The sequence below is a fragment of the Bacteroides finegoldii DSM 17565 genome, from assembly GCF_000156195.1.
In the GTDB taxonomy this organism is placed as follows: domain Bacteria; phylum Bacteroidota; class Bacteroidia; order Bacteroidales; family Bacteroidaceae; genus Bacteroides; species Bacteroides finegoldii.
Genome location: NZ_GG688321.1, coordinates 42635 through 58772, shown reverse-complemented (window position 1 = coordinate 58772; position 16138 = coordinate 42635). Strand labels below are relative to the sequence as shown.

The following is a 16138-nucleotide window of genomic DNA, read 5'->3' as shown; positions in this document are numbered from 1 at the left end:
TTATAGAGTGAAAAAAATATTATTATTCTTGTTGTTTATCTGGGGGATAACTGCTCAGGCACAAGAGTTTAAACGCAATATAGAACCTCGAACATTTGTTCCGAAAGGGCAGTGGATTGTAGGAAGCTCTGTTTCTTATTCCGAGCATAATGAACAAAATTATCAATTTCTGATTGTTGATGGTTTTAATTCTGACGGATACACGTTTAAGGTAAGTCCTATGTTTTGTTATGCTTTGAAAGATAATTTGGCTGCCGGAGGACGTTTTTCGTACGGACGTACGCTGACAAAATTGGATGGGGTGACATTGAATCTGGATGATGATACTAATTTTGATGTAAATGACCTATATCAGTTGAAACATTCTTATAGCGTGATTAGTATTCTGAGGAACTATATAAATATAGGTACTAGTAAGCGATTTGCTCTTTTTGCAGAGACACGTCTTGAGATGGGAGGAAGCCAGTCGAAAGTAGTAACGAAGAATGGTGGAAAATTGAGCGGTACTTATTCGACTACTGCTGATTTCGGATTAGGAGTTGCACCTGGAATTGTTGCTTTTATTAATAATTATACTGCTGTGGAAGTCAGTGTCGGAGTTCTTGGACTTGACTTCAGCAAGGTGAAACAAACAACAGACCAAGTGTATGTCGGTGAACGTTCCTCCAGTTCGGCAAATTTCAAGATTAACCTGTTTTCCATTGGTTTAGGTATTGCATTCTATTTATAAAAAAAGGAGAAAATGAGTAGTAGATTAATCTATATATGTGCTGTCATTCTGTTGGTTGGCATACAGGAGATCCGGGCACAGCAGCGGGATACCATTGTAATACATGATACCGTATATGTGGATAAGGCGGAGTTGGAGCAGGTGCATGCGGAAAAGGATATTGTGGAAGACAATACCGGACTGATTCGAATCAAACCGATCGGACGTTACGACCGTGGTATCATCAGCTATCGTTTTATTCCGAAGAAAAAATGGATGGGCGGTTTGACTTTCTCTTATGTTAATTTTGACAGTGATGACAGTAGACTGTTATTCTCAATATTGAAAGATTTTGATTGTAATTTCAAAACGTTCTCTGTTAATCCGTTCGTCGGATATGCGTTGGCGGATAATTTGATTGTCGGTATGAAACTAGGTTATAGTCATACGATTGCTGATTTGGGTAATGTGTCGTTGAATATTGATGATGATTTGAATTTCTCATTAGACAATATCCGTTATACGGAAAATTTACGATCGATCGGCATATTTCATCGCTCATATGTAGGGCTTGACCGTGGTAAACTTTTCGGCTTGTTTAATGAGACTACGCTGACTTACAAACGAGGTTCTTCTAGTTTCTCACGTGGAGAAGGTGAAGAATTTAAACGCACTGACACAACGATAAATGAGTTGCACTTGGGCATTAATCCCGGATTGGCGGTATTTATTACGCAAAATGTTTGTGCTGAATTATCCTTTGGCGTTGTCGGATTTAAATATCGTACAGAGAAACAAAAGAATAATCTGGGTGAAGAGGGTAAACGTAGAGACAGCGGCGCCAATTTTAAGATAAATCTTTTTAATATAAATATAGGTTTAACCTTTTGTATGTAATGAAAATGCGGGCTATATATAATTTATTGCTAGGTGCTGCTGTGATTACTTTATTACAGGGGTGTATCAAAAATGATATCGATTATCCACAAATAGCTTTGTCCATAACCGGAATGCAAGTAGAGGGACAAAAAGAAAATGCGGTAATCTCGGAGAAAGACCGCACTGTGACTTTGAAATTGGAAGAGAATGTCAATCTGCGAAAAGTTCATGTGACTAAGCTTTCGGTGACAGAGGGAGCTAAGAGTACACTTGCTCCACAAGATATAATAGATTTAACTAATCCTTATGAGGTGATATTATCTCTTTATCAGGAATATCGATGGAAAGTTATTGCTCAGCAAGATATTGTACGTATATTTAAAATGGCAAACCAAGTAGGACTGTCTGAGATAAATCCGGATACGAAAGTTGCTATTGCCAATGTGAGGAAAAATACTAAATGGAAAGAACTAGACCTCTTGGAGCTGAAATTAGGGCCGAAGGGTACAACATATAATGGAAAAACGGAAGTGCCGGAACTAAAATGGACACTCTATTCCAATTATGCCTCTGCACAGGTAAAGGTGCAATATCAGGATTTCTTTGAAGAAAATTGGGAGCTTCGTGTTTATCGGAAAGATAAAGATGTGGAAATGAAGCGCGCAGACGGTTGGGTAAACGTGGCATGGCTGTATGCGGAGGGTATAGAAGGTTCTGATAATGGATTTGAGATTCGAGAAACCACAACCGAAGAGTGGAGGAAAGTTGATAATTCATATATTACAGCGGATGGTGCAGCCTTTTCCGCTCGCATACCGCATTTGAAGGAACAAACGACTTATGTTTGTCGTGCGTATTCAGGTGAGGATTATAGTGAGGAGTTGCCTTTTACTACTGGAATAGCCAAACAATTGCCGAATGCTAAGTTTGATGAATGGCATTTGAAAGGCAAAGTTTATAATTTTTGGGCAGAAGGTGGTGAGGAGTTTTGGGGAAGTGGTAACAAGGGAGCTTCCATTCTCCGGAGTATAACGACACCAGACGGAACGAATACTTGGAATGGACAGACGGGAACTTCCGTAAAGATGGAATCTATGTATGCTGTTATCAAATTTGCTGCCGGAAATCTGTTTGCCGGTTATTGGTACGATTTTGCTGAAGGTAGTTTTACAGATGGACATTTAAAATTTGGTCGTCCGTTTACCGAGCGTCCCACGAGGTTGACGGGATATTATAAATATACTACTGGCCCGGTTAATCAAATGGATAAAGATTCGGATAAGTATGATGAACTATATCCTTTATTAAAGGATAAAGATGATACTTGCATCATTTGGGTTGCTTTGGGAGATTGGGATGCTCCGATAGATATTATCACTGCTAAGACTTCCAGTAAACGTAAAATGTTCGATCAGAATGATCCTCACGTCATTGCCTACGGAGAATTTACTCAGGGAAAAACAATTAATAACTTTGAACCTTTTGAGGTTGAATTGGAATATCGTGACACCAATCGGGTTCCTAACTATATATTGGTAGTATGTTCGTCCAGTAAATATGGAGACTACTTTTTCGGTAGTGATCAAAGTGTGATGTGGGTAGATGACTTTACTTTGGAATATGATTATAATGATTAGATTTTTATTTTTTCCAAAGAGATGAATACTATTAAAAGAGCATGCAAAGATAGTTGTGACGACACCCGGGTCTCAGGCATACCAACACCCGGGTCTCATGTATGCTGACACCCGGGTCTCAGTATGCACGACACCCGGGTGTCGTACAAATTGTTTGTGCATAAAAAACTCCCGTTCTTCCTTTCGGAAGGCGGGAGTTTTTAACTATAGCTTATTTATATCTGTGGCTGATTATACGATACCTTGTGCCATCATTGCTTTGGCAACCTTCATGAATCCGGCTACGTTAGCACCTTTCACATAGTTTACGTATCCGTCAGCTTCAGTACCGTATTGAACGCAAGCTGCATGGATATTCTTCATAATGCTCTTCAACTTCTCGTCTACTTCTTCAGAGCTCCAGCTCAGTTTGATAGAGTTCTGAGTCATTTCAAGACCGGATACTGATACACCACCTGCATTGGCAGCTTTACCCGGAGCATAAAGGATTTTGGCTTCTTGGAATACGCGGATAGCTTCCGGAGTAGAAGGCATGTTAGCACCTTCGGATACAGCTATCACACCGTTAGCAACCAATTTCTTAGCATCATCACCGTTCAATTCATTCTGAGTTGCAGAAGGCAGAGCGATATCTGCTTTCTCACCCCAAGGACGAGCACCTTCTACATATTTGCAGCCATATTTTTCTGCGTATTCACGGATACGGCCACGATACAGATTCTTCAATTCCATGATGTAATCCAGTTTCTCACGGTCGATACCGTCCGGATCATAAACGTAACCGTCAGAGTCAGACATAGTCAGAACCTTACCGCCAAGTTCAAGAACCTTTTCTGCAGTGTATTGAGCAACGTTACCGGAACCGGAAATCAAGCAAGTCTTACCTTTCAAGTCAGTACCTTTGGTTTTCAGCATTTCCATCAGGAAGTAAATGTTACCGTAACCTGTTGCTTCCGGACGAATCAGTGAACCTCCGAATTCGCGGCCTTTACCTGTGAATGTTCCAGTGAATTCGTGAGTCAGTTTCTTGTACATACCGAACATGAAACCTACCTCGCGGCCACCTACACCGATATCACCGGCAGGAACGTCCGTCTCAGGACCGATGTGACGCCACAATTCCAACATGAAAGCTTGCACGAAGCGCATTACTTCTGCGTTTGATTTACCACGGGGAGAGAAGTCGGAACCACCTTTACCGCCACCCATAGGCAATGTGGTCAGTGAGTTTTTGAATGTCTGTTCAAAGGCAAGGAACTTCAAGATAGAAAGATTCACGGATGAGTGGAAACGGATACCGCCTTTGTACGGGCCAATCGCGTTGTTATGTTGAACACGGTAACCCATGTTAGTCTGAATGTTACCTTTATCATCCATCCAAGTCACGCGGAACTGATATACTCTATCAGGGATACACAAACGTTCGATCAAGTTTACTTTATCGAACTCAGGGTGTTTGTTGTATTCTTCCTCAATAGTCGAAAGTACTTCTTCTACTGCTTGATGATACTCCGGTTCATTGGGAAATCTTCTTTTCAGATCGTCTAATACCTTTGCTGCATTCATAATCTTTTTTTCTTTTATTGGTTGTTTAAAATTCGATTATCTATTTCTCTTATGCGGTTGCAAAAGTAAAGATAAAAATTAAACTAGCAAACATTTTATAAAGAAAAATGCGATAAAATATCAAATTTGATATTTTATCGCATTAAAAATAGGAAAAAAGATATTTATTTATTCCTTTTTATCGACTTATAAACAGGAATGAATACTAATGCTGCCGAAATGACAAGCATTACTACTGTCATCCCATCGATCCGTTCGGCTTTTGTGAGAACTAAATAGCAAAGCGCCAACCAAAGCAGGCTAATGCAAACTATTTGTGATTTGGATAACGGTCTTCTCATTAGCCTTCTTTTTTCTTCTTGTCTACGATAGCGTCAATTACCGCTACAGCTGTAATATTAACGATGTCACGTACAGAGCTTTCGAAATCGGTGAAATGGATCGGTTTGTTCAATCCCATTTGGATAGGGCCGATAAATTCCGTATCCGGATCCATTGCTTGCAGCAGTTTGTAACCGGCATTCGCTGAACTCAGGTTCGGGAAAATCAATGTATTTACATCTTTTCCTTTCAGACGGGTGAACGGATACTTGGTATCACGCAATTCGCGGTTCATGGCGAAGTTTACCTGCATTTCACCGTCGATAGCCAATTCCGGATACTCTTTCTGCATATAATTTACGGCTTCATGCACTTTTACAGGGCTTCCTGTTGTATCAGCACCGAAATTAGAGTAGGATAGCATGGCCATTACCGGAGTATGGTTGAAGAAACGGACTGTTTTGTCGGACAGCTTGGCTATATCAATCAATGTGTCGGTATCGGGGTGGCGGTTAATTAATGTATCTGCCAGGAAGTAGGTACCCTTCTTGGAGTTCAGTATGTGCATGGTTCCGAAATGTTTGAATCCCGGTTGGATGCCGATCACTTCTTTGGCAACCTTGATTGTGTTGCTGTATCTTGTATAAAGTCCGGTGATGAACGCATCAGCGTCTCCGGTTTCTACCATCATCATACCGAAGTAGTTGCGCTCGAACATTTTATCGTTGGCTTCTTCATAAGTAAAGCCTTCGCGTGCACGTTTTTCGGCTAAAATACGGGCATAACGTTCGCGGCGTTCCGACTCGTCCGGATGGCGGAGATTTACAATCTCGATACCTTCCAAGCTTAGGTCCAGCTCCTCTGCTAATTTACCGATAGCCTCATCGTTTCCTAATAAGATAGGATGACAGATACCTTCCGATTTTGCTTCAACGGCAGCTTTCAGCATATTGGGGTGGATCCCTTCTGCAAATACAACACGTTGCGGGTTGCGGCGGGCAGTATCATACAGTTGGCGGGTCAGTTTGGATTCGTAACCCATTAATTCGCGCAGATGTACACAGTATGCGTCCCAGTCCTTGATTTCCGTACGGGCTACTCCACTTTCCATCGCAGCTTTTGCTACAGCGCAAGACACCTCTGTGATGAGGCGTGGGTCTACCGGTTTCGGGATGAAGTATTCCGGACCGAAGGAAAGGTTGTTTACATGGTAGGCCGCGTTAACAACATCGGGTACCGGCTGTTTTGCCAGATTGGCGATAGCGTGTACGGCCGCAATTTTCATTTCTTCATTGATGGCTTTGGCATGAGTGTCCAATGCACCACGGAAGATATACGGAAAGCCGATTACATTATTTATCTGGTTCGGATAGTCGGAACGTCCGGTTGCCATCAATACATCGGGGCGGGCTGCCATAGCGTCTTCGTAGGAAATTTCCGGAGTCGGGTTGGCCAGCGCAAATACGATAGGCATGGGGGCCATGCTACGTACCATATCTTGACTCAACACGTTTCCTTTTGACAGGCCGAGAAATACGTCTGCACCTTTAATGGCTTCTGCCAGTGTATGTATGTCCATGCGGTCAGTTGCGAAATATTTCTTCTGTTCGTTCAGGTCAGTACGTGTTTTGCTGATAACACCTTTACTGTCCAGCATGACAATATTTTCGAGACGTGCACCCAGTGACACATACAGTTTAGTGCAAGACACGGCAGATGCACCGGCACCGTTCACAACGATTTTTACATCTTCGATTTTCTTTCCGGCTACTTGCAGGGCGTTTACCAATCCGGCACTGGAGATGATAGCGGTACCATGCTGGTCGTCGTGCATCACAGGAATATCCAGTTCTTCTTTCAGACGGCGTTCGATTTCAAAGCATTCTGGAGCTTTGATGTCTTCGAGGTTGATACCGCCGAAGGTGGGAGCGATAGCCTTTACGGCTGCAATGAATTTTTCCGGGTCTTTTTCATTGACTTCGATATCGAATACGTCAATGCCGGCATAGATTTTGAAGAGCAGCCCTTTACCTTCCATTACCGGTTTGCCACTCAATGCGCCTATGTCACCTAGTCCGAGTACGGCTGTACCGTTGGAAATAACAGCAACAAGGTTACCTTTCGCAGTATATTTGTATGCGTCTTGTGGATTCTTCTCAATTTCGAGGCAAGGTTCTGCCACACCGGGAGAGTATGCGAGTGCTAAATCTGTTTGTGTACTATACGGTTTGGTAGGGACTACCTCGATCTTACCGGGTTTGCCCTGTGAGTGATAGAGCAAAGCGGCTTCTTTGGTTATTTTAGCCATGGTATCTGTATTTTTTATTAATAAGTTATCATTTGGCTGCAAATGTAGGAATAAAAGTTATATATTGTAGTCTCTTGTTGGTAATTTCTATTAATTTTATAGCAAAATGGCTGAAGTTATAATCTGATATGTATTTATATCCTATTTTTTTAGGTGCTATAATATTAATTTATTGAAATTTCAATAAATACCTTATAGCTTCCTCACCTTTTATTGTGCAACAACATTACGGATTTTCCCCCTTTGCATTTAGTATCTGCTTCGCGGTGAATGCGGTAGCTATCGGGGTGGCAGCAACTATCTCCGTGAAATTCCGCCAACTTGAAACTGGGACGCTGACCGGATGCATCGGTATGTTGTGCCTGTCCGTCTGTGTGATGATTGCCTTGTATAACGGATGCGGCTTCTGGACCTATGAACTGCTGATGTTCGCATTACTTTTCACAATGGGACTGACCTTTACTTCCTCCACCACCTTGGCGATGGATAGCGAACGCCGTTACGCCGGAGCAGCTTCCGCCCTGCTGGGAGCACTCTGTTTTGCTTCCGGAGGTATTGTTTCTCCGTTGGTCGGCTTGGGAAATATCCTTGTATCTACCGGAGTTACATTTGTGGTCTGCGCCATCTGTTCCCTGCTTTGTGCACTATGGGCGATGAGGAAAGTACCGATGAAAGTAGCAATGTGCCGGATTTTCCGTTAAAGTGAGATTGTTTCAAAAATAAAAGTCATGAGGAAGTTAAAGCTTAAACTCCCTCATGACTTTTATAATTTACTACCAGTATAAACAGACCGAAATAAAACTACAGTTTTATCTCTTCCGTGAATATCTCCCCGAAACGATTCTTAACCACCACCTTGACAGATTTTGCATCTTTAGAAGGCTGTGCACGGAAAAGATGACGTGTGCGATAACCCGTTTTCTTTCCCTTTACCATATTGATATAATCCTGATCCTCATCGTCAAAAGCCTGCATAGCACCTTTCAACACTCCATCCTCGTACCAGTTTACCGTATACGTCCAGTCCCAATCCCAGATATTGGCTACCACATAGTCTTTCTGGCTTTCAAACTCTCCCGGTTGGTAAAGCCGGAACTGATAGTCCGGCGAACACCCTGTTGCCTTGTAACGCCATTTCACATCATCACCTTTCACTTGTACCACCAGATAACCGTTTGGTGCTCCGCAACGATTCACGTGTCCTGCCCACCATGCGCCGCAGGCCGCTCCGATATTATGTTCGTAAATGGTAGGGGCGGGCAACTGATTTTCATAAAAGTGCGTGTGTCCGGAGAAAATATGTACTTGGTAAGGCCTCAACAGTTGGAAAAGCGCATTGGCGTTGCGCGCATTTCCCCCCGCAGCTACCGTGTTATTAGCTACTGGAGCGTGAACGTTCAGGAACACGATATTTCCTTTAGGCACATAACTTAAATCTTTTCTCAACCAGTCCAAATCTTCCGGCGTGAAGCGTTCCGTGTATTTCTTGTTGCCGTCGTAATCAATATCCTTCATTGCTATCACATGCACTTTACCGATATTGAATGAATAGTTAGCCGGGCCGAATGACTGATAATAATTCTGTTCCCCATAACCATCCGCCGGATGATCCGTCTGCGTTATAGATTTGTAGAGCAGGTTGAAGTCGTGGTTTCCCATCAGTTGGAACATCGTCATTCCTAAGTTGGACACCGCTTGCCGGTAAGGAGCGTACAGGTTCATGGCATCCCACACCAGATCCCCCAGTCCCATGCCGACGATTTCGAAGTTCTTTAGTGAGTCGGCAGTCTGTTTCAGGTCGGGCACTGTTTCCGTGCGGAAGCGGTCCAGTTGCTTTTCGTTTCTCACTTGCGGGTCGGAAAGGACGATGTAGACAAATTCATCCACCGGCTTCTGCCGTTTAGTCAATACGAAGTCACATTGGTTTTCGCTTTTCCCGGCATCCAGATATTGATAGAAACCATCGGCTATCCCCTCTTTGGAAGGAAGCTCATACGTTGCCGGAGTAGAGATGTAAACCATTGGATAACGTGCCGGATCAGTGTTCAGAACATAATTTCCTTCTGCATCAGTCGTATTGAAATGTGCCCCGTCTGTCACCACTACACCGCTGATGGGTTTACCTGTATTATCTTTCACACTACCTTTCACCACCGTCTGACCAAAGGCGGCAATAGCGTTCAGCTGGAAAAGCAAAACCGCTGCAAACAGCGTTTTTCTAAAATTGATCTTTTTCATTGCTTATAACTTTCTTAAAGTAACCTGATTGAATAATGCGATAATTTCTTCCGGTTCATCTGCCGACTTGAGAGCCTCCTCAAAAGACTTGCTGTTATCATCGAAACACATCACATTGGCGCAATCCAGAATATGACCCATGTTGAATGTAGCAACTTCCCGGCTCACCTCTTCTTTCTTCAATGCCTTCTTATAATATTTATTCACCTTATTGACCGCCTTGTAAATAGAAGGCTTCAAAATTTCGACCGAGGAATCCGTAAATCCGATTGTTACATCATACTCATGCGTATAATTCTGGATGAAAGTATTCCATTTTCCGGTAATGTCACTCCCCAGATAATGTTCCGCTTCAAACACTGGTTTGGTAGTCGGGATTTCTCCATACACGTCGAATATAAATGCCGCTTTCGACTTTTTGCCTACGGGAGTAGCTTCTTTTTCGTTTTTGGAAATATGGTCTTTTCCGGAGATATTCTCGTTCATGGCGAGCTCTCCTTTTTGCGCCGTTGCTGCCATCGTTATAACTAACACAACAGCCATACTGATTATTCTTTTCATATTCATTGAATTTTAAAGATTGATTGAAATGATAATTATTGCCGCAATCTTGGTGACCGACACATTCATTTATTGCTGCCACATCAGTCGGATATGGAAGTCATCGCCTCCCATGTTCGCTTTAGCCGCCTGATAATTTTTCAGATTAGTACGCTGCAGAGCAGATGGATATTTAAAGCGTTTCGGCATTTTGTTATTAGCATTTGCGATGCCGGGCCCCACAGGTAACACAGGAAAACCGGTACGGTTATATTCAAACCACTGCTGATAATCGCAGAAGAACAGTGCGACAAACTTCTGGTTCATGATTCGTTCCAGCGTATCATCATAAGCAGCTTCCGGATTTTCAAAATAATGGTCAGGCATTTTCTGTCCCCACTGTTCGATAGCCGCCTGCACTCCCTTCTGATAAGCCTCTTTGGCAGCGCTACTTCCTCCGTCGATCACTCCTTTTTTCAGTAATTCCGCTTTGATGAATTCCACTTCGGCATAAGGCATCATGGCAAGTTTCATAGGTGCCTTCGCCATTTCCTGATTCAGTCCCGAAGCAGTGATTGAAGGCAACGTCTGATAACCGCTGGGCAAACCCACATAATCTTTAGTCTGGTCGGGGAGAGTGACCTGTGTTGCATACACCTGCAGACGGGGATCGTTCCAACCTTTCAGCAGATTAACAAAGAACTCTGAAATCTGAACATAAGAAGTGAAATCCTGTGGACGGGTGAGCGGAGCTTCCTCCGGATAAGTTCCGCTGATGGCAAGCAGGGCAGCATCATCGTTCGATTCGAATACCGGATAAGTGGCGGGATCGGTCAGCATGGTACGCAGCTCCTGTTTCGCGTTGAATTCCGGCACGTCGATCACCCGGAGCAGTGCACGCAGACGGAGCGAGTTGCAGAACTTCTTCCATTTCAAAATACCGGTTGCATCCCCTTTGGACGTCTTGTACAACATTTCGCCCGATTGGTTGTAGATCAACCCGTTAGCTTTGTCGAACAACTCGTTAGCTGTTTTCAGATTGTCGATAATCTGTTGGTACACCTGCTGCTGGGTGTCGAACTTCGGTGCAAGTATTCCCTCGTCGGCGGAGCAGGCTTCGCTCATCGGAATATCACCGAAGGCATCCGTCAGAATCTGGTATAGCCAACATTGCAAAGTCAGCGATATAGCATCGTAGTTGGGTTGTTTGGAGGCTTCCGGCAATTTTCCGGTGAGGCGCATCATCTCTTTGGCGTTGTTGATCCATTTATAATAAGTAGTCCATGTGCCGTCTCCTTCGCTGTCCGTCATATACCACCATCCCACACCGTTGGTGCTGCTGGTAGATACGGCACATTGCATCAGGTCGTAGGTATAGCTGTTGTAGCGTTTCCAGTTGTAGACCGATGTTTCGTATAAAATCGGGTTGAGCAGCGTGCCGGGATTCACCTCATCCATGCGGGTGGGGTCTGTATTGAGTTCGTCGAAGCTGGTGCAGGAAGTCGTGCAGAGAGCTCCGCACAAAGTCATTCCCCATACTATATTTTTGAAAAGTTTATTGGTTTTCATAAGTCAGTGTTTAAAAAGATACGTTAATATTCAGTCCGAAAGTACGTGCCGTAGGCAGTGAGCCCGTCTCCACACCGGTCACCATCGAACTTCCGTTGAGGGCGGCAGATTCGGGGTCGAACAGAGGATAGTCGGTGATACAGAACAGGTTGCGTGCGTAGAGTGCCACCGATGCTTTGCTGAACGGTGTTTTCTTCAGTGTGCTGTTCGGCAACTTGTACTCCAGTCTCATTTCGCGCAACTTGAGGAATGAAGTGTCGAATGTGTTAGTTTCCACATTGGCCATCCGGTAATATTCCTTATAATAACTTTCCACGGTCACCACTTTGGTGTTTGGCGAGTAAGTTCCGTCATCGTTTTTCACCGTTCCCGGAGCAATCATGTACATCCCGTCTTGTGGTGAAAGTCCGGCGGCAGCGATGCGCGGGTCGTCTTTCGACATATAAAATTCCGTTCCCGGCAGACGTCCGTTCAGCGTATGTTGCAGTTTTCCCTGTTCCGTCATTTTGTGGTGCGAGTGCGAGTACATTTTACCTCCCATCTGTCCGTCGAGCAGGACGCTAAGCGTGAAGTTCTTATAAGAAAATTCGTTATACAGTCCGGCTTTCCATTTCGGATAGGCCGTGCCGACGTATTCGATCTCTCCCGAACGTTCGGGCAATCCATTGTCGTTGATGACCACATTTCCTTCCGGGTCGCGTACCAGTTTATATCCCCAGAGATCGCCCGTAGTTCCACCCACACGTCCGATGATAGACACACTACCGATACTGCTGATTAACTGGTTCTCATCCGCCCCTTCCGCCAGTGAGAGAATCCGGTTCTCGTTCTTAGACCAGGTGAAAGTAGCATTCCATCGGAAATCCCTGCTGACTACCGGAGTAACGTCCAACTGGATTTCGTAACCGCGGTTGCGGACGCATCCCGAATTGATGGTAGCTTTGCTGTAACCTGTGGTCGGGTCCATCGGAGCATCCAGAATCTGGTTTTTGGTGCGGTTATAATAGAATGTGAAATCGAGTCCGATGCGGTTGTGAAACATACGGAAGTCGAATCCCGTTTCGTAATTGGTCGAAATCTCCGGTTTGAAATCCTGATTATAGAGCGTAGAAGATACGATGGCCGAGCCGGGGAAATCGCTTGTGCCATAATAGGGCGATGTCTTGTAAGGGTCTGTGTCGTTGCCGACCTGTGCCAGCGAACCTCTCACTTTCAACAGACTGATCTGTTCCGGCAACGTGAACCACTCGTTCATCACTGCACTGACGCTGACCGACGGATAGAAGAAAGAACGGTTGCTTTTCGGCAGGGTAGACGACCAGTCATTGCGCCCGGTGACATCGAGAAACAGTTTATCCTTATACGAGAAATTGGCCGTGAAATAAAGACTGTTCAACGCTTTCTTTTTGATAACCGTCTGCACGTTCGGGTTGGAAACACCGTTTGCCAGTTTGTATACTCCCGGCGTAATCAATCCTACCACCGAGGCAGCCAACATATCGTAGCTTTGTTGCATCATGTTTCCACCTGCCGAAGCGTTGACACGCAATCCGTTGGCGAATGAATCATGGTAAGTAAATAAAGCATCGCTGTTTAATTCATAATCGAACACATTCTGCTTCTTGAAAAAACCGTTTCCGAAAACCACGTCACTGATAGGACGATGCTGTTCGCGTTGGTCTGCTGACAACTGGATACCGGACCGGATCATGAAATCGAATTTACTGTTGATGCGCAGATTGGCAGAAATGGATGATACATTACTGTGTTTCTCCGAAGGATTTTCAGATTCGTACAGAATGACATACGGGTTTCCGATAAAGGAACTGTACGGTTGGAGCTGTTTCACATTTTCCTGTCCGGTACGCCACATCGGACGCAACCAGTCGAGGTTGACATTCGGATTCTGGAAGATAAGGAAGTAGGAGATAGAGTTACTGTTATATCCCAGTGCAGGCGTGTTGTTGAGCTTGCGGTACGTATAACTCGACTTGAAATTAATGCGCAGTGCCCTCGAAATCTGCTGTTGGGCGGAAACCATGGCGGTGATACGCTGGAAACCTGTATTGGGGAGAATCCATTCGTTCTTAGTGTGGGTGATGGACGCCCGTACGCTGCCCCGGTCGGATTTTCCGGTCAAGGCTACCGAGTTGGTCAGGGTGTATCCTGTCTGGAACAAATCTTTGCGGTTGTTTTTGTACGCTACCCAAGGGGTGGCAACAGAAGCGCGTCCCTGCGTTACGGGGTCATATTGGTAGAACAACCTGTTGGCGTCGAAACGTGCTCCGTAAGCGCTACTGGTTCCGCTAGTGCTTGCGTAACTGCCGTCTTCCGCTTTCCCGTAAGAGTAATAGGGCTGGCCTTCGTAGATAGAACCTGCCGGACCGATATTGCTCGGCAATCCCTGTCCGAATTCATACTGGTAATCGGGCCATCTCATCACATCGTCAATACTGAAGTTACCGCTGTAAGACACACCGATACCTTTGGGTGCACCCGCTCCCGATTTGGTAGTCACCATAATCACGCCATTGGCTGCACGCGTACCGTACAAGGCTGTCGCACTGGCCCCTTTTAATACTTGGATGCTTTCGATATCATCCGGATTGATGTCGGAGAATCCGTTACCATAGTCCACGGAAAGTTCGCTGTTTGAACCTGCACCGTAGGCAACACCCGGATTGGTCATCGGACTACTCATCGGTACACCGTCCACTACCACCAATGCGTCGTTTCCGTTCTGGTTCAGCGAGACGTCCCCCCGCAGCGAGATACGGCTCGAATTAAGCGGACCACCGGAAGAGATAACACTCAATCCGGCTACCTTGCCGTTCAGTGCCGTCGACCAGTTGGTGGGCAGGGCACTCGTAATCATATCCCCTTTCACGGTTTCCGTGGCATATCCCAATCCTTTTTCTTCACGTTTGATCCCCAGGGCAGTCACCACCACATCATTCAGTTGTTGCGACTCTTCCGCCAGTTTTACGTTCATCGTATTGCCTGCATAGTTCTTCTGTAGCGTTTTATATCCCACATAACTGAATACAAGCAAATCCTTTTGAGTCAATGTTTTCTTAGTCTTCAGGGAGTAGTTTCCGTCGATGTCGGTCACCGTGCCGTCTGTCGAGTTTTTCACAGCTACGGTAGCCCCGATTAACGGTTCCCCACCTTCACTCGTTATTTTTCCTTTCACTGTTGTCTGTGCGTATGCAGAGCCACAGCACAAGAGCCCAATTGACAGAGAAAGCAGCCATTTGTTTCTTTTCATAATCTTTTACCTTGCTTCTTTTAATTTATTAAATGCAATAAAGTTATTCACACCCGTGTTTTTGTTTCACGGTGCAAAGGAATGCAAGGCAGATTAAGATAGTATTACAGATCTGTTAACAATCTGTGTTGTGCGATAAATACAAATTAATAAAATAAATGGAGGCACGGATTACACGGTTTTAGTTAATAAAAGAACCGCGTAATCCGTGCCTAATAATCTAATAATAAAAGATTATTTTACTTGATTAGATAGAATACTTACTCTGATACTCTTTCGGCGACATCCCCTCGTGCCGTTTGAAGTACCTTCCTAAATACGACTGATCGGGAAAATGGAGTCGGTCGGCAATTTCCTGCACTGTCAGTTCGGTTGATTGAAGCAACACTTTAATCTTCAGAATAGCAAAGTCGTCAATGATCTTTTTAGCAGAATCACCAGTGACAGCTTTGCAGATACCAGTCAGATATTTGGTAGAAATGCACAGTTTGTCGGCATAGAAGCTGACTTCCCGTTGAGAGGCACAATGCTCGTGTACAAGCGATACGAAACTTTTGAAGATTTCATCCTGTCGGGTACCACCTTCTATTTTATGCTTACCGAAATAGCGGTAGCATTTATCATAAATGTCGAACATGAAAGACTGGAGATGGTTTCTGGCTATCTGGTTCCGGAAACGGTTTTCACGGTCGTTATATATCGCTGTTGTGGCTCGTATCAATCCGTTGATGGCTCCGGTATTTTCTTGGGGGAGAACGTAGCAAGGCTGTTCTTTGATGAACCGGAAAAATATAGGCTCAAACCGCATGCAGGCTTCCATGAACATCTCTTTTGGAAATTCGAAAAACGAAGCGGTGAAGTCGCTGCTACAACCATTGATGCAGATAATGGTACCGGGAAGAAGTACTACCTGTGTGTTTTTTACAATTTCATAATCCTTCAAATCGATTGTGGCGTGTGCCCATCCCTTACGGCAAAAGTAAATGGCACCTCCTTCCAACTTCCATAAATGATGCATGACCGGAGACAGATTTTCGTCGGTTCCGGCAATAAAAGGTTCGCGGAGTATAGCAAAGGCTGGAGTTTCTTTCATACACATTTCT

General features: G+C 44.5%; 10 protein-coding genes and 1 pseudogene. 4 read left to right on the top strand and 7 right to left on the bottom strand.

What is annotated here, in order from left to right; genetic code table 11:
- Positions 1-7: 7 nt before the first annotated feature.
- The 3 genes from BACFIN_RS13015 to BACFIN_RS13025 are packed head-to-tail and all read left to right on the top strand — an operon-like array spanning position 8 to position 3225.
- On the top strand, positions 8-730 hold the full coding sequence (locus tag BACFIN_RS13015) for a hypothetical protein (protein ID WP_007751395.1): 723 nt from the start codon (positions 8-10) through the stop codon (positions 728-730).
- A 12-nt stretch (positions 731-742) separates the two neighbouring features.
- Positions 743-1606: a hypothetical protein gene (locus BACFIN_RS13020; protein ID WP_007751392.1), complete on the top strand. Its 864-nt coding sequence runs from the start codon at positions 743-745 to the stop codon at positions 1604-1606.
- 5 nt (positions 1607-1611) lie between these two features.
- Positions 1612-3225: a PCMD domain-containing protein gene (locus tag BACFIN_RS13025; RefSeq protein WP_229091192.1), complete on the top strand. Its 1614-nt coding sequence runs from the start codon at positions 1612-1614 to the stop codon at positions 3223-3225.
- 231 nt (positions 3226-3456) lie between these two features.
- Here BACFIN_RS13025 and BACFIN_RS13030 read toward each other — a convergent pair whose 3' ends face one another.
- Positions 3457-4791, bottom strand: a complete 1335-nt coding sequence (locus BACFIN_RS13030) for an NADP-specific glutamate dehydrogenase (protein ID WP_007751388.1) — start codon at positions 4789-4791, stop codon at positions 3457-3459.
- Positions 4792-5131: 340 nt separating this feature from the next.
- Positions 5132-7420, bottom strand: a complete 2289-nt coding sequence (locus BACFIN_RS13035) for an NADP-dependent malic enzyme (protein WP_007751381.1) — start codon at positions 7418-7420, stop codon at positions 5132-5134.
- Between the two features lie 194 nt (positions 7421-7614).
- Here BACFIN_RS13035 and BACFIN_RS13040 point away from each other — a divergent pair.
- Positions 7615-8121 (top strand): annotated as a pseudogene (locus BACFIN_RS13040) (Bcr/CflA family drug resistance efflux transporter); the annotation flags it as partial.
- Positions 8122-8221: 100 nt separating this feature from the next.
- On the opposite strand, the gene BACFIN_RS13045 reads toward BACFIN_RS13040, so the two are convergent.
- The 5 genes from BACFIN_RS13045 to BACFIN_RS13065 form a co-directional block, all read right to left on the bottom strand.
- The gene (locus BACFIN_RS13045) at positions 8222-9658 is read right to left on the bottom strand and encodes a calcineurin-like phosphoesterase C-terminal domain-containing protein (RefSeq protein ID WP_007751376.1); all 1437 of its coding nucleotides are present in this window, start codon (positions 9656-9658) and stop codon (positions 8222-8224) included.
- Positions 9659-9661: 3 nt separating this feature from the next.
- A complete protein-coding gene (locus BACFIN_RS13050) occupies positions 9662-10219 on the bottom strand; it encodes a hypothetical protein (RefSeq protein ID WP_192909825.1) in 558 nt (185 codons plus the stop codon).
- A 69-nt stretch (positions 10220-10288) separates the two neighbouring features.
- Positions 10289-11767 carry a SusD/RagB family nutrient-binding outer membrane lipoprotein gene (locus BACFIN_RS13055; protein WP_004296736.1) on the bottom strand — a complete coding sequence of 493 codons (1479 nt, stop codon included), beginning with the start codon at positions 11765-11767 and terminating at the stop codon, positions 10289-10291.
- 10 nt (positions 11768-11777) lie between these two features.
- A complete protein-coding gene (locus BACFIN_RS13060; RefSeq protein WP_007751371.1) occupies positions 11778-15035 on the bottom strand; it encodes a SusC/RagA family TonB-linked outer membrane protein in 3258 nt (1085 codons plus the stop codon).
- A gap of 247 nt (positions 15036-15282) precedes the next feature.
- Complete coding sequence (locus tag BACFIN_RS13065) at positions 15283-16128, bottom strand: helix-turn-helix domain-containing protein (protein ID WP_007751365.1); 846 nt, start codon at positions 16126-16128, stop codon at positions 15283-15285.
- Positions 16129-16138: the final 10 nt, after the last annotated feature.